The organism is Halosimplex halophilum, assembly GCF_004698125.1.
In the GTDB taxonomy this organism is placed as follows: Archaea; Halobacteriota; Halobacteria; order Halobacteriales; family Haloarculaceae; genus Halosimplex; species Halosimplex halophilum.
Genome location: NZ_ML214297.1, coordinates 1,728,509 through 1,742,860, shown reverse-complemented (window position 1 = coordinate 1,742,860; position 14,352 = coordinate 1,728,509). Strand labels below are relative to the sequence as shown.

The window sequence follows — 14,352 nt, the reverse complement described above, 5'->3', positions numbered from 1 at the left end:
CGAACCGACGGGACGAAACCGGCGACGTGGAGCCGTCGGAAACCGGGACGGGCGGGCCACGTGGGAGCGTCACAGGCGACGGGCCGAAAGAGGACGCTTAAGTACCTCCGTCGGGTATCCACGGCCACTATGGCGAACGGCAAATACGCCGCCCGCAAACTGAAGAAGGACCGCCAGCAACACCGGTGGTCCGACTCCGACTACGCGCGCCGCGAGCGGGGTCTCGGACAGAAGTCCGACCCGCTGGAGGGCGCGCCGCAGGGACGGGGCATCGTCCTGGAGAAGGTCGGCATCGAAGCGAAACAGCCCAACTCCGCGATCCGGAAGTGCGTCCGGGTCCAGCTCATCAAGAACGGGAAGCAGGTCACCGCGTTCTGTCCCGGTGACGGCGCCATCTCGTTCATCGACGAGCACGACGAGGTCACCATCGCCGGCATCGGCGGCGCGAAGGGCCGCGCGATGGGCGACCTCTCGGGGGTCAACTACAAGGTCGAGAAGGTCAACGGCGTCTCGATGATCGAACTCGTTCGCGGTAACGCGGAGAAACCGGTCCGATAACCATGAGTGCCGACGACGAAGCGCCCGAGCCGGACGCCCCGGCCGGGACGGACGACGAGGACGCGCCCGCCAAGCTGTTCGGCGAGTGGGAGGTCACCGACATCGAGTACTCCGACCCCTCGACCGAGCGCTACATCACGGTCACGCCCATCGCCCACACGATGGGTCGCCACGCCGGCAAGCAGTTCCAGAAGTCGGAGATCAGCATCGTCGAACGGCTGATCAACCGGCTCATGCAGACCGAGGAGAACACCGGCGACAAGCAGAAGGTCATGCGCATCACGCGCGACGCCTTCGACATCATCCACGAGCGCACCGACGAGAACCCCGTCCAGGTGCTCGTCTCCGCCGTGGAGAACGCCGCCCCGCGCGAGGAGACCGTCCGCCTGAAGTACGGTGGTATCTCGGTCCCGAAGGCCGTCGACGTCGCGCCCCAGCGCCGCGTCGACCAGGCCCTGAAGTTCATCGCCGAGGGCGTCTACAACGACTCGTTCAAGACGCCGACCGACGCCGAGGAGGCGCTGGCCAACCAGCTCGCCTCCGCCGCCAACGACGACGTCTCCGCCTACGCCGTCAACCAGAAGGAAGAGAAGGAACGCGTCGCCGCCGCCGCCCGGTAATCTCTCTCCGCTTTTCCGTCTTCGCTCGCCCGGGAGCCGCGGGTGCGTTCATGCGTCGGGTGTCTTCCCGCGTCAGTGTCCTCACGCGTCCGGGCGCTCGACCGTCGTCGCGAACTGTTCGGTCTCGGGGTCGGGGACGTGGCGAACCTCGGTGACGGTCGGCAGTTCGTCGGCGAAGACGACTTCTACCCGGTAGTGGATCCGCTGTGCGATGTCGAAGACGAACTCGTCGCCGTTGCGGACACTCCCGACGTCGACGCGGAGCACGCCTCCATCTGGAGCGAACTCGACGCGGCGAGCGCACCCCTCGTGATCCGACGGCCCGTCGTGGAACACGCCCTCGACCAGGACCCGCCGGTCGTCGGCGTCGTACTCGACGCTCGCCTCGTCGTCGACCGGCCACGGCCCGTCCCCGACCTCGTAGTCGCGCGTGAAACTCCACCGCCGGATCCCCGAGACGACCATGGCCGGGGCTTGGGCGGACCCGTCAATCAATCCCCGGTCGGCGTGCGGACTGTTTGCACACTGCGGCGACTGAACGCCCACAGTGTAGCGCCACGTCAAACAGCCACGGTGATCCGTGTTCACGAGTCCGCAAGACCGAACCGATCGGCGGTTCCACCGTCGGGCATGGTCCCGCTCCAGTCCGGCGGCTCCGCGGAACTGCTGACCGTCCTGCTGTTCGCGACCGTACTGTCGGTCCCTGTGGTGCTTCTCGTCGGCGCTTCCTGAAGCGCGCGCTTCGCCGGGGCCGGGAGATCGACGAACTGCAGGAGCGCGTCGAGGGGTTGGAGTCCGAACGGGAGTGAGCTTGAGCGCGATCGGTGGGTGATTTCGCGCGCTGGAGAAGCGACTGCAGGAGACAGCGGGCGATGAAAGCCCTCGCCGCGCTCGCGGTCGCTGAGCGACATATCCTCGCGGCCGAGAGCCGCTTCGGATAGGGGTCGCTCAGGCGACTACATAAACGCGAGCGCGTCTCGCCCTTTCAGTCCGCCAGGACTGCACGGCACCGCGGCCGCACCGCCCGCCCCGCACAGCACCGCAGACGGCCACGAGCCTCCCCAGCCGATTGCACTTCTCGGCCTGCGGCCTGCGATGGCTCATCCACCGTCAGAGACAAGCTCTGACGAGCCTTCTCTCACGAGTTCGAGAAGACTTCGCGCGGCTACGTCGCGCGCATGAAAGCGCGCGACAGCGCGCGCCACCGCAGACTCTCTCGTTCGGTCTCCGCTCAGATCCCCATCTCGTTGCGGAGAAAGAGGCCGGCGGACTTCAGGTAGGACGGGCGGGTGATCCGGTCGCGCTCGTCGTCGGTGAGCTCGAAGTCGAAAATTTCGATGTTCTGGCGGAGGTGCTCGCGGGAGGTCGTCTTGGGAATGGCGGCGACGTGCTCGAAGCCGGTGGCCCAGCGGAGCGCGACCTGGGCGGGCGTCTTGTCGTAGCGCTCGCCGATCTCGGCGAGGACGGGGTCGTCGATCATCCCGCCGTGGGCGAGCGGGCTGTAGGCCGTCAGCATCGTGTCGGCCTTCGCGCAGTACTCCCGGAGGGCGCCGTGGGGGTAGAAGGGGTGGAATCGCACCTGGTCGGCGAGGATGGGGATGGTCGACTTCTCGCGGGCGCGGCGCAGGCGCCAGCGCCGGAAGTTGCTGACGCCGGCGTGACGGATCAGGCCGTCGTCGCGCAGCTCGGCCATGCCGCGGGCGGTGTCGCGGAAGGAGACGAGGGGGTTCGGCCAGTGGAGCAGGAGCAGATCGACGTAGTCGGTGCCGAGGCGGTCGAGACTCTCCTCCGTGCTCTCGACCACGTCCGCCCGGCGGGCGTTGCCCGGCGTGACCTTCGTCGTGATCCACACGTCGTCGCGGTCCACGTCCGAGTCGGCGATCGCACGGCCCACCTGCTCCTCGTTGTCGTACATCTGGGCGGTGTCGACGTGGCGGTAGCCGAGTTCGAGCGCGGTCGAGACCGTCTCGTAACACTCCTCGCCGGTGAGTTGCCACGTTCCGAGGCCGACGGCTGGGACCTCGGCGCCCTGCACGGTGACGTGTTCCATGGGTCGACCGCGACCGGACGGGTGGTAAATCCCCCGCTCGCGGCGGCCGGGACCGGCTCCGATCCGGTTCCGGGTTCGGCTTCGACCTGGCCCCGAGCCGGGACCGAACGGGGTCGAAGTCGCGTAAACCAGTGTCTATTTATCGGTTGACGGGGCACGGAGAGGTATGGCACAGGAGTACGAGTCCGTCGAGCTGGTGGACGACGACACGGTTCGGAACCTGGCGGGGGCGGCGGTGCTGGCGGCGCTGACGGCGGCGCTCGCACAGCTGTCGATCCCGATCCCGAGCGTCGGGGTCCCGTTCTCGCTGCAGCCGTTCGGCCCCTTCTTCGCGGGGCTGCTGCTCGGGCCGCTGTGGGGCGGGTTCGCGATGGCGCTCTATCTGGTCGCGGGCGCGGCGGGCGCGCCGGTGTTCTCCAACGGCGCGGCGGGCATCGGCTACTTCGGCGGCCGGACCGGCGGATTCCTCGTGGGCTTCGCGCTGTCGGCGGTCGTCGTCGGCGCGGTCGCCCACCGCGGGATCGAACCGCGACCCGTCTCGGAGCTGTCCGTCGCGGTCGAACTCGCGGCGGTGGCCGCCGGGCTGGTCGTCGTCTACGCGGTCGGCCTCCCGTGGATGGCCGAGGTACTGGGCATCTCGATCGGCGCGGCCGCCGGGATCATGGCGCCGTTCGCCGTGCCGGACGTGGTGAAGGTGTTCGTCGCCGTCGCCGTCGTCGAGGGCGGCGCCGTCGCCCTCCGGGAATGATCGAGACCGAGGGGCTCGTCCACCGCTACGGCGGGGTCGCGGCCGTCGACGGCGTCTCGCTGTCGGTCGCCGACGGCGAGGCCGTCGCGGTCGTCGGCGCGAACGGTAGCGGGAAGACCACGCTGGTCAGACACTTCGACGCGCTGCTGGAGCCCGACGAGGGGACGGTCCGCGTCGACGGTCGGGACGTGACGGACGACCCCGTCTACGCCCGGACGCGCGTGGGGATGGTGTTCCAGAACCCCCGCGACCAGTTCGTCGCGGGGACGGTCGGGGCCGACGTGGCGTTCGGCCCGGAGAACCTCGGGCTCGACCGGGCGGCGATCGACCGCCGGGTCGACGAGGCGCTCGACGCAGTCGACATGAGCGGTCGCGGCGACGAGCGGATCGACCGCCTCTCCGGGGGCGAACAGGCGAGAGTCGCCATCGCGGGCGCGCTGGCGATGGAGCCCGCCCACCTCGTGCTGGACGAGCCGCTGGTCGGGCTCGACCGGTCGGCCCGCGAGTCGGTGCTCGCTCGCCTCGACGCGCTGTCGGCCGACGGGACCGGGCTCGTGGTGGTCACCCACGACCTGCGCGACGTGGTCGGGCTGGTCGACCGCGTGGCCGGGATGGCCGACGGGCGAGTCGTGCTGGACGAACCGACGCCGGCGGCGCTGGACCGGCTGGACGAGGTGGGCGTCCGCGACCCGCGATGCTGACCTACGAGCCGGGCGACTCGCTCGCCCACGGGCTCGACCCGCGGGCGAAACTCGCCGTCCAGTTCGGCCTCGCGGTCGCGGTGTTCGGCGACCCGACCGTGCGGGGCTTCGCGGTCGGCGGCGCGGTCGCGGTCGGCGCGCTCGCGGCCGGGCGGCTCTCCCCGCTGCGAGTCGTCCGCGCCTACTGGCCGGTCTTCCTGTTCCTCTCGGTCGGGCCGGTCGTCGGCGGCGTGGCCCTGGGCGAGCCGTGGTTCCGGGTCGGGCCGGCCGTCGAGTCGCTGCGGTCGGTCGCCCGGGTCGTCCCGGTGGTGTTCGCCAGCGCGGTCTACGTGCGGACGACGCCCGTCCGCGAGACGCGGGCGGCCATCCAGCTGACGGTCCCCGGGAAGGTCGGCCGGCTGTTCGGCGTCGGCGTCGGGCTGGTCTTCCGCTTTTTCCCGGTGGTCCTGCGCGACGTGCGGGCGACCCGGCGGGCGGTCCACGCGCGGGCCGGCGAGCGCCGGCCGCTCCGCGACCGGGTCGAGCGGATCCTGACCCGGAGCCTCCAGCGGTCCTTCCTGCGAGCCGACCGGCTGACGCTCGCGATGCGGGCGCGCTGTTTCGCCTGGAACCCGACGCTCCCCGCGCTGGCGCTCCGACGGCGCGACTACCTCGCGACCGCGCTGGGCGTCGCGCTCGTCGCCTGGCCCGCGGTCGCCCGCCTTCCCGGAAGATTCATTCCGGTCGCGTAATAGGACTCGGACATGGACCCCGACTCGACCGAGCGCGACGCGGCGGCCCCTCCCCGCTCGCGGCGCCGCTTTCTCGCCCTGACCGCCGCCGGCGTCGCCGGCCTGGCGGGCTGTTCGACCGAGACCGCGACGCCGACCGACGGCGGTGGGGACGGTTCCGGCGACGGGAGCGACGGCGGTGACGGCGGCGATAGCAGCGACGGCGGTGCGGACGGTAGCGACGGCTCGGACGGCGACACGAGCGACGGTTCGACCGGCGACACGCCCACGCCGGAGTCGGTCGGCGGCCGCCCGATCGAGGAGTGGTCGGGCTACGACCCCGAGTGGGAGGCGCCGACGAGTTCGCCGCTGGAGGCGTCCCTGGGGACGGAGGTCCTCGTCGAGAACCTGGAAGTCCCGTGGGACATCGCGTTCGCGCCCGACGGGGATATGTTCGTCACCGAGCGCGTCGGTCGCGTCCTGCGGTTCGACGGCGGGGACGTGCGCACCGTCGCCGAACCGGCCGGGGCCATCGACGCCGGCTCTATCGAACCGGGGTCGGACAAGCGACCCTGGTGGGTCAAGGGCGGCGAGGGCGGGACCCTCGGTATCGCCGTCCACCCTGCCTTCCCGAACCCCTCGCACATCTTCGTCTACTACACGTACACGAACGACGAGGGGACGAAGTACAACAAGGTGGCCGCCTTCGACGTCGAGTCGGAGGCCCCGGGCGAACCGGTCGGGACGGTCGTCGACGAGATTCCGGCGAACAACTACCACAACGGCGGGCGGATCACCTTCGGCCCGCGTAACTACCTCTGGGTCACCTGCGGCGACGGCGGCCAGCCCGAGGACGCCCAGGACCCCGGCAGCCTCGCCGGGAAGATCCTCCGCGTGACTCCCTCCGGGGACCCCGCACCGGACAACCCCGACCTGGGCGACGGCGCCGACCCGCGGGTGTTCACCTACGGCCACCGCAACCCCCAGGGGATCGTCTGGCTGCCCGACGGCACGCCGGTCGCCTCCGAACACGGTCCCTCGGGCCGCGACGAGATCAACCGGCTCGTCGCCGGCGACAACTACAGCTGGCCCGAGGTGTACGAGCCCGACAACTACCCCGGCAGCGGCTTCCACCCGCCGCTGTTCAACACCCGTGCCACGAGCTTCGCGCCGACGGGCTCGCTGTTCTACACCGGCGACGAAGTGCCCGCCCTGCGGAACCGGATGGTCACCGGCGGGCTCATCAGCCAGCAGCTGATCGTCACGACGCTGACCCCCGAGGGCGGCGAGCTCCCGCCGGCCGAGAACGCCTACGACCAGGTGACCGGCGACTGGGCGGACCAGGCCTACACCGCGACGGTCCACACGACGATGAAGAACGAACTCGGCCGGATCCGCCACGTCGAGCAGTCGCCAGACGGCGACATCTACGTCGTCACGTCCAACCGGGACGGCCGCGCGAAGGGGGAGTTCCCCCGCGAGCGCGACGACGTGCTCGTCCGGCTGACTCAGGAGTGACCCGGCCGGCTACAGCCACTCGCGCCCGACCACGTTCATCCCGCGCAACTCCGCCGGTGGGTAGATTTCGAGGATCCGGAGGATCGTATCGGCGACGTCGGCCGGGTCCCAGTCGTTGTCCGTGAAAAAGAGTACCCCCAGTACTCCGACTCGCCGTAGTGCGTCTCGAAATCGTCGTCGTAGGTCACGATCAGAGCGTCGTTCTCCAGCGAGTACTGCGCGAGCGCTCGGTCGGAGTCCCCTTTCCCGAGCCGGTCGTGGAAGTCGACGTGGTCGGCGTCGTAGCCGTCGCTCCGGAGCCGGTGACACACCTCGTGCTCCACGTTCTCGTCGAGGAGGACCGACACCGCCATTACTCGTCGGGCGGTGAGATAGTGGTCCGCTCCCGCGCCGACTCGATCGCCGCCTCGCGCTGTCGCTCGACCTCCGCCATCTCCTCGGGGTGGTCGTGGTAGTAGGCGAGCGCGTGGTACACGTCCGCGAGGTCGAGGCCGTGGCGGTCGGCGACCGTCTCCGGGCGGAGCCCTCGCCCGTGGACGCGCTCGTAGACGTGACGAACCGTGATCCGGCTGCCCTCGATGTGCGGTTCGTCGTGGACTTCGCGGACGATCCGCGACGACTGCTGTGCCATCTACGACGAACTAGGTCGCCGATCGTACTTGAACCTGCGGGCGAGCACTGTCGACCGCTTCGATCCAGCCCTGGGTCGTCGGGTGACGCTCCGTCCCCGGTCAGTCCGCGGCCCGCTCGCCGCCGGTCGCGTAGGCGCGGGTCACGTCGACCAGCGCCTTCCGGTACTCGCTGTCGTCGGGGTCGCGGGCGAGCGTCCGGAACTGGCGGGTGAACGCCGCCACGTCGATCTCCGGGGCGTCCTGTGCGGCCGCGTGCGCCAGGTCGTAGATCCGGTGGTCGTCGTCGACCAGGTCGTGCCGTTCGACCAGCCCGAGCGCGAAGGCGGCGTTGACCGCGGTGATGTCCGGGTCGGCGGCGGGAGTTAGCCGGTCCCACGCGGGCGGGTCCCGCGGTCGGTCCGCGACGGCGGCGGCGAGGCTGGATTCGAGGAAGGCCACGAGTTTGTCCGCCGGTGCGACCTCCAGCCACACGTCGTCGGCGTAGATGTCCTTCATATGGTTGGCGATCTGGTAGCAGTGGGTGAGCTTCCGGCGCTCGACCGACCGGCCGGCGAGCGCGAGGAAGATGACCTCCTCCATCGACTGGGTGTGGGAGGGGTGGTCCCGTTCGTAGTGGTGCATGTGGGCGAACTCGTGGAGCGCGAGTTCGCGGGCCATCGCCGACGTGGCCGCCTGCCGGGAGATGACGAACAGGTGGCCCTCCTCGTCGTGGCTCACGCGCGTCCGTTCGTCGGGGTCCTCGCGTATCTCGACGGTGACCGGCCGCTTCAGCGTCCGTTCGGTCTCGAACAGGTCGCGCGCCCCGAGAATCGGACCCTCCGGGCCGGGGCCGCGCACTCGCACGTCCATACGCTCTCTCCCAGGGTTTCCCCGAGTATTACTCTTGCGGGCGTTTGGCACGGTTCGGCCTCCGCCGGAGCGGGCGGAGAACTCGGGGACTCGACCGGTGTCCGCGTGCCGGCGGTTGCCGCACGCGAATGGAAACAGCACCCTTTTGACGCCCCCATTGATAGAGTGCCGTATAATGGGCCGACGTAAGAAAATCGTACAGGAATGTGAGACGCTGATGGACAAGCCGGAGAACATCCGGAACATCGCCATCGCTGCTCACGTCGACCACGGGAAGACGACGCTGACAGACAACCTGCTCGCCGGCGCGGGCATGATCTCCGACGACACCGCGGGCGAGCAGCTCGCGATGGACACCGAGGAGGACGAGCAGGAGCGCGGCATCACCATCGACGCCGCCAACGTCTCGATGACCCACGAGTACGAGGGCACCAACCACCTCATCAACCTCATCGACACGCCGGGCCACGTCGACTTCGGCGGCGACGTGACCCGCGCGATGCGCGCCGTCGACGGCGCGCTCGTCGTCGTGGACGCCGTCGAGGGCGCGATGCCCCAGACCGAGACCGTCCTCCGGCAGGCGCTGCGCGAGGGCGTCAAGCCGACCCTGTTCATCAACAAGGTCGACCGCCTCATCTCCGAGCTCCAGGAGGGGCCCGAGGAGATGCAGGAGCGCCTGCTCTCGGTGATCCGCGACGTGAACGAGCTCATCCGCGGGATGACCGAGGAGATGGACGACATCGACGAGGACTGGACGGTCTCCGTCGAGGAGGGGACCGTCGGCTTCGGCTCGGCGCTGTACAAGTGGGGCGTCTCGATGCCCTCGATGCAGCGGACGGGCATGGACTTCGGCGAGATCATGGAGCTCGAACGCGCGGACAAGCGCCAGGAGCTCCACGAGCGGACGCCGCTGGCCGACGTGGTGCTCGACATGGTCTGCGAGCACTTCCCGAACCCCATCGACGCCCAGCCCCGCCGCATTCCGCGCATCTGGCGCGGCGACGCCGACTCCGACGTGGCCGAGTCGATGCAGCTGGTCGACGAGGACGGCGAGGTCGTCCTGATGGTCACCGACATCGGGATCGACCCCCACGCCGGCGAGATCGCCGCCGGCCGCGTCTTCTCGGGCACCCTCGAGAAGGGCCAGGAGCTGTACGTCTCCGGGACCGCCGGGACCAACCGCGTCCAGTCGGTCGGCATCTACATGGGCGGCGAGCGCGAGGAGGTCGACCGCGTCCCCGCCGGGAACATCGCCGCCGTCACCGGCCTCAAGGACGCCATCGCCGGCTCGACCGTCTCCTCGGTCGAGATGACCCCCTTCGAGTCCATCGAGCACATCTCGGAGCCGGTCATCACGAAGTCCGTCGAGGCCCAGAACATGGACGACCTGCCGAAGCTCATCGAGACGCTCCAGCAGGTCGCCAAGGAGGACCCGACCATCCAGATCGAGATCAACGAGGACACCGGCGAACACCTCATCTCCGGGCAGGGCGAGCTCCACCTCGAAGTGATCGGCCAGCGCATCGAGCGCAACCAGGGCATCCCGATCAACACCGGCGAACCGATCGTCGTCTTCCGCGAGGCGCCCCAGACCGACTCCCGGGAGGTCGAGGGCATCTCCCCGAACCGTCACAACCGCTTCTACATCACCGTGACGCCGCTCGACGAGGACATCGTCGAGGCCATCCAGCACGGCGAGGCCTCCATGGACATGCCCGAGCTGGAACGCCGCGAGGCGCTCCAGGAGGCCGGCATGGACAAGGACACTTCCCAGAACGTCGAGCACATCCACAACACGAACGTCATCATCGACGACACGAAGGGTATCCAGCACCTCAACGAGACGATGGAGCTGGTCCTCGAAGGGATGGAGGAGGCGCTCAACGACGGCCCGCTGGCCGCCGAGCCGGTCCAGGGCTCGCTCATCCGCCTCCACGACGCGCGGCTCCACGAGGACGCCATCCACCGCGGCCCGGCGCAGGTCATCCCGGCGACCCGCCAGGCCATCCACAACGCCCTCATCGACGCCGAGGTGCGCCTGCTGGAGCCGATCCAGGAGGTCCGCATCGACGTGCCCAACGACCACATGGGCGCCGCGTCCGGCGAGATCCAGGGTCGTCGTGGCCGCGTCGACGACATGTACCAGGAAGGCGACCTGATGGTCGTCGAGGGCGTCGCGCCCGTCGACGAGATGATCGGCTTCTCCTCCGACATCCGGAGCGCCACCGAGGGTCGCGCCTCCTGGAACACCGAGAACGCCGGCTTCCAGGTCATGGCCGACAACCTCCAGCGCGAGACCATCATGGAGATCCGCGAGCGCAAGGGCATGAAGCAGGAACTGCCCGAGAGTATCGACTACTTCTAAACCATCTTTTTCGCGGAGGGGTGGGCAAACCGCGCCCACCCCTCCGCCAAAAACATGGGTGAAAAAGGCCGCCTCCGCGGGGCTTCGCCCCGCTTCGGCGGATGAACCGCGCGCCTGCGGCGCGCGGACGTTCTTCCGCCTCTCCGCTCTCTCCGTCTCTTCCGTGCACTCGACGACTCGCCGCAGAAGCGGACCGCAGTCGGCGACTTACGGATCTTTCTCGCGGGCCTTCGAGGCCGCGGTGTTCACCGGATCTCTCACCTGGCTCTCGTCGACCCTGTCAGTGCGCTTGCTGACCGCCTTCGCGATCCTGTCGTCGTGTCTCTCCGCGAGGCCGAGGAGTTTCTTCAGCTTCGAGAGCGCGCCCGTGCCTCCGGGACGGCGCTCGCGGTCGAAGCGGATTTCGCGAACGGGCGAGGAACCGTCGGGGGTCACTCGACCAGGTCGCGATAGATCGCCCGGTAGTCGTCGCTCCCGTCGACGCGCTCGTCGAAGCGCACGTCGCCGTCGGCGAGGACGGTCAGTCGGTCGAGCGACGGGCCGAAGGCGTCGAGGTGGTGCGTCGAGACGACCACCGTCCGGTCGTCCCCGCAGTAGTCGGCGACGAACGCCACTACTCTGTCCCTGGCCGCGTCGTCGAGTTCGTCCAGCGGTTCGTCGAGCAGGACGAACGGGGGGCGGCGGACGAACGCCAGCGCCACGTCGAGCAGGCGCTGGTAGCCGCCCGAGAGTTCGCCCGCGACGCGGTCGCGCACCTCGTCCAGCCCCAGCTCCGAGCGAACGGTGGCGAGCCAGTCGTCGCCGGCTCCGCCCATGGCGGCGAACACGCGCAGGTTCTCGTCGACGGTCAGGTCGGGGTAGACGCTGGGGGTCTGGAACCCGCAGCCGATCCGGCACTCCGGGCGGGTGATCGTCCCCGAGGTCGGCCGGTCGAGACCGAGCACGAGCGACAGCAGCGTGGACTTGCCCGAGCCGTTCGGACCGGCCAGCGCGTGCAGGTCGCCGGCCTCGATCTGCAAGTCGACGCCCGCGAGCGCCGTGACACCGTCGTAGTGTCTGGCCACGCCGTCGATGCGGATCTCGCGGGCGGAGTCGCGGTCGGCCCCCTCGCCGCCGTCACCCATCGCGACCCCCCCGTTCGTAGGCGACGACGCTCGCCGCGAGCCAGCAGACCGCCGCCGCGGCGACGCCGCCGAGCAGGAGCAGCCGGTCGGTGAACAGCCCCGGCGACAGACCCTTCAGGACGAGCGCGCGGACGACGACCGTCGCGTGGTAGACGGGGCTCCAGCCCGCGATAGCTCGGCGGACCGCCGAGAAGAACCCGGTCGGGTAGACGGGGTTCGAGAAGGCGACGACCGCCCCCAGCAGCGCGACGTTGGCGAACCGGCCGGCGACGGAGAAACGGGTGGCGAAGGAGACGCCGAGGCTCACCGCGACGAGGGCGGTGCCGACCAGCCCGAGGACGCCGAGCGCCGCCGGGTCGGCGAGCGCGACTCGATATCCGAGCGCGACGCCGGCCACCCCCATGCTCGCGAGCGCGGCGGCGCCGAGCGCGCCGAACAGCGCGGCCTTCGCGGCGAGCAGCGCCCACAGCGACGACTCGACGCGCACGCGGTCGAACACGCGCCGCTCGCGGGCGAGGTGGTAGGGGACGTAGGTGAACGCGTATATCGCCAGCAGGTAGACTAGGCCGGTCGTGAAGAGGAACTCCGGGAGCGTCCGCTCGGCGCCGAGGACCCGCCGCTCGACGGTGACGGTCGACGGGAACACGCCCGCCCGCTCGCGGAGCGTCCCCGTCACCGCCCGCGAGGGCTCGACGTAGGTCACCATCCCGCCGTCGACCGCCAGCGAGAGCGTGACGTTCGCGCCCGACTCGTAGAGGCCGTGGCCGACGGTGAGGACGCCGTAGACCCGCTCCCGGTGGAGCGCGGTCGTCGCCGACTCGGGCGAGTCGAACTGTCTGGGCGCGGAGACCGTCCGCGCGAGCCCGGCGACGGCCTGTAGCTCGTCCTCGGTCACGGCGTCGTCGGCGGGCGCGACCGCGACCGGCACGTCCTGCGGGACGGTCCGGTCGAACGACGCGGTGGCGACGCCGAACAGGGCGGGCGCCAGCAGGAAGACGACGGCGACGGCTCGCCAGTTGCGGCGGAGCCAGAACAGTTCCTTCTCGAGGAGCGGTGCGGCCATTCGGGAATAGCGAGACGGGGGGCCGTCTTAAGCGCTCTGTGCCGCGGCCGCCGCCGTGGTCGTCCCCGACGCGACGCCGGTCGCCGCGCCGCCCTGGCCGCCGGTCAGGATGTCCGCGTACCAGCGGATGAGCGTCTCGGCGGTCTCGATGTCCGTCTGCCGCGAGACGGTGACCGTCGTGCCGTCACGGGTCACCTCGGTCGCGCGGAGTTCGGACTCGAGCGTCTCGTTCTGGATGGCGCCCGCCTGGATGGAGACGAACCCCTGCGCGAGGTCCTTCACGTCCCGGGCGGTGTCCGTCGAGTTCGTCATGATGCGCGACTCCATGCCGAGGGTCTCGCCGTCCTCGCCGATGTAGTAGGTCCCCGAGGTGATGTGGAGGTCGTTGTACGCCTCCGCGTACGCGGTGACGTTCAGGCCGGTCGACTGGCCCATCGTCCGGTTGATCTGCGTGACGTTGACGTTCTGGGAGGTCTGGGCGTACCGGAGGTAGCCGTCGCGGGTGCTGTCGAACGCGCTGCGGAGGTCGCCGTCGACGGGGTCGGCGTCGCCGACCTCCACGTCGACGGCGTCGGCGACGGCCTGCTCCGTGCCGAAGACGTACTCGCCGTCACCGAGGACCGCGACCCACTGGTCGGGCTCGGGCGGTCCGAACGTCGTGACGTTCTCCTCCTCGCGCGGTTCGGGCTTGTAGACGGTCACGCCGTCGACGGTCGTGTTGCGGTACGACCGGTTGGTGTCCGCCTCGACCGCGTCGACCACGTCGGACTTCGCCCAGTCGGCCTCGACGATGGTGCCCTGGTAGGGCGGCGACGTGAAGTTCGCCTGGCGCTGGCTGTAGAGGATGACCTGTTCGGCCGCGCGCGGGTCGAGGCCGGTCTCGTTCTCGACCTCGTCGAGCGCGCCCGTCAGGTTCGCCGGAACCATCTCGACCGGCGACGGGGCGGTCTCCATCCCGTCGTCCATCGCCTCGTCGTCGGCGGGCGCCGACTGGTTCATCGAGCCGGCGGTGGCGTTGTAGCCGGTCGCGTAGAGCCGTTCGGCCGTGTCGGACTCGATGACGCTCGCGTCGAAGACGGCGACGCTGTCGACGCCGTCGGGGACCGACTCCAGGAGGGCGGAGTCCCGCGAGTCCGTGATCCCGTCGATCGCGCCCATCTGTGCCGCGGCGACGCCGCCGACCGCGAGGAACGCGACGACGACGACCGCCTTGGCCGCTGTACTACTCAGTGTGCCTGTCGGTATGGAGGGCATTCCATCGTTGCCTACACGGACATGTCAGTAATAAGTATCGGTCGGCCGCGAGCGGCGACACACTCGTCCGCGACGGCCCGCGGCGGCCCGCGGCGGCCGGCTGCGACCGGCGGGGGCGACGGACGGCCGAAATGGAGACGGACGGACGGCCGAAATGGAG

The 14,352-nt window shown here is 70.1% G+C and carries 17 protein-coding genes; 7 read left to right on the top strand and 10 right to left on the bottom strand.

What is annotated here, in order from left to right; all coding sequences use genetic code 11:
- Positions 1–129: 129 nt before the first annotated feature.
- Positions 130–558, top strand: a complete 429-nt coding sequence (locus E3328_RS08780; protein ID WP_006885266.1) for a 30S ribosomal protein S12 — start codon at positions 130–132, stop codon at positions 556–558.
- Positions 559–560: 2 nt separating this feature from the next.
- Positions 561–1,178 (top strand): 30S ribosomal protein S7, encoded by a 618-nt coding sequence (locus E3328_RS08775; RefSeq protein WP_135364192.1) that lies wholly within the window; start codon positions 561–563, stop codon positions 1,176–1,178.
- A gap of 81 nt (positions 1,179–1,259) precedes the next feature.
- Here the strand turns inward: E3328_RS08775 and E3328_RS08770 are convergent, their stop codons facing one another.
- From E3328_RS08770 to E3328_RS08760, 3 genes are all read right to left on the bottom strand, one after another.
- The gene (locus tag E3328_RS08770; RefSeq protein WP_135364191.1) at positions 1,260–1,643 is read right to left on the bottom strand and encodes a hypothetical protein; all 384 of its coding nucleotides are present in this window, start codon (positions 1,641–1,643) and stop codon (positions 1,260–1,262) included.
- Positions 1,644–1,762: 119 nt separating this feature from the next.
- A complete protein-coding gene (locus tag E3328_RS08765) occupies positions 1,763–2,089 on the bottom strand; it encodes a hypothetical protein (protein ID WP_135364190.1) in 327 nt (108 codons plus the stop codon).
- A 320-nt stretch (positions 2,090–2,409) separates the two neighbouring features.
- A complete protein-coding gene (locus E3328_RS08760) occupies positions 2,410–3,228 on the bottom strand; it encodes an aldo/keto reductase (protein WP_135364189.1) in 819 nt (272 codons plus the stop codon).
- A gap of 166 nt (positions 3,229–3,394) precedes the next feature.
- On the opposite strand from E3328_RS08760, the gene E3328_RS08755 reads away from it, so the two are divergent.
- Genes E3328_RS08755 through E3328_RS08740 form a run of 4 tightly spaced genes read left to right on the top strand, consistent with a single transcriptional unit; the run spans position 3,395 to position 6,905 of the window.
- Positions 3,395–3,976 carry a biotin transporter BioY gene (locus tag E3328_RS08755; RefSeq protein ID WP_135364188.1) on the top strand — a complete coding sequence of 194 codons (582 nt, stop codon included), beginning with the start codon at positions 3,395–3,397 and terminating at the stop codon, positions 3,974–3,976.
- Entirely contained in the window at positions 3,973–4,677 is a 705-nt protein-coding gene (locus tag E3328_RS08750; protein ID WP_135364187.1) for an energy-coupling factor ABC transporter ATP-binding protein, read from the top strand. The genes E3328_RS08755 and E3328_RS08750 overlap by 4 nt, the downstream gene beginning before the upstream one ends.
- Entirely contained in the window at positions 4,671–5,408 is a 738-nt protein-coding gene (locus E3328_RS08745; protein WP_135364186.1) for an energy-coupling factor transporter transmembrane component T family protein, read from the top strand. The genes E3328_RS08750 and E3328_RS08745 overlap by 7 nt, the downstream gene beginning before the upstream one ends.
- A gap of 12 nt (positions 5,409–5,420) precedes the next feature.
- Positions 5,421–6,905, top strand: coding sequence for a PQQ-dependent sugar dehydrogenase (locus E3328_RS08740; protein WP_135364185.1), 1,485 nt, complete (start codon positions 5,421–5,423; stop codon positions 6,903–6,905).
- A 35-nt stretch (positions 6,906–6,940) separates the two neighbouring features.
- On the opposite strand, the gene E3328_RS08735 is transcribed toward E3328_RS08740, so the two are convergent.
- The 3 genes from E3328_RS08735 to E3328_RS08725 all read right to left on the bottom strand — a co-directional run bounded on the left by E3328_RS08735 (position 6,941) and on the right by E3328_RS08725 (position 8,386).
- A complete protein-coding gene (locus E3328_RS08735) occupies positions 6,941–7,258 on the bottom strand; it encodes a DUF5615 family PIN-like protein (RefSeq protein ID WP_135364184.1) in 318 nt (105 codons plus the stop codon).
- Positions 7,258–7,536, bottom strand: a complete 279-nt coding sequence (locus tag E3328_RS08730) for a DUF433 domain-containing protein (protein ID WP_135364183.1) — start codon at positions 7,534–7,536, stop codon at positions 7,258–7,260. Before E3328_RS08730 ends, E3328_RS08735 begins: the two co-directional genes overlap by 1 nt.
- 100 nt (positions 7,537–7,636) lie before the next feature.
- On the bottom strand, positions 7,637–8,386 hold the full coding sequence (locus tag E3328_RS08725) for a DUF5781 family protein (protein ID WP_135364182.1): 750 nt from the start codon (positions 8,384–8,386) through the stop codon (positions 7,637–7,639).
- 175 nt (positions 8,387–8,561) lie between these two features.
- On the opposite strand from E3328_RS08725, the gene E3328_RS08720 reads away from it, so the two are divergent.
- Positions 8,562–10,751 carry an elongation factor EF-2 gene (locus tag E3328_RS08720; RefSeq protein WP_135364181.1) on the top strand — a complete coding sequence of 730 codons (2,190 nt, stop codon included), beginning with the start codon at positions 8,562–8,564 and terminating at the stop codon, positions 10,749–10,751.
- Between the two features lie 207 nt (positions 10,752–10,958).
- Here E3328_RS08720 and E3328_RS08715 read toward each other — a convergent pair whose 3' ends face one another.
- From E3328_RS08715 to E3328_RS08700, 4 genes are read right to left on the bottom strand one after another with little or no spacing between them, the layout of a single operon-like run.
- Positions 10,959–11,186: a hypothetical protein gene (locus E3328_RS08715; protein ID WP_135364180.1), complete on the bottom strand. Its 228-nt coding sequence runs from the start codon at positions 11,184–11,186 to the stop codon at positions 10,959–10,961.
- Positions 11,183–11,875, bottom strand: coding sequence for an ATP-binding cassette domain-containing protein (locus E3328_RS08710; protein WP_135364179.1), 693 nt, complete (start codon positions 11,873–11,875; stop codon positions 11,183–11,185). Before E3328_RS08710 ends, E3328_RS08715 begins: the two co-directional genes overlap by 4 nt.
- Positions 11,868–12,938 (bottom strand): ABC transporter permease, encoded by a 1,071-nt coding sequence (locus E3328_RS08705; protein WP_135364178.1) that lies wholly within the window; start codon positions 12,936–12,938, stop codon positions 11,868–11,870. Before E3328_RS08705 ends, E3328_RS08710 begins: the two co-directional genes overlap by 8 nt.
- A 27-nt stretch (positions 12,939–12,965) precedes the next feature.
- The gene (locus tag E3328_RS08700; protein ID WP_135364177.1) at positions 12,966–14,192 is read right to left on the bottom strand and encodes a hypothetical protein; all 1,227 of its coding nucleotides are present in this window, start codon (positions 14,190–14,192) and stop codon (positions 12,966–12,968) included.
- Between the last annotated feature and the right edge of the window lie 160 nt (positions 14,193–14,352).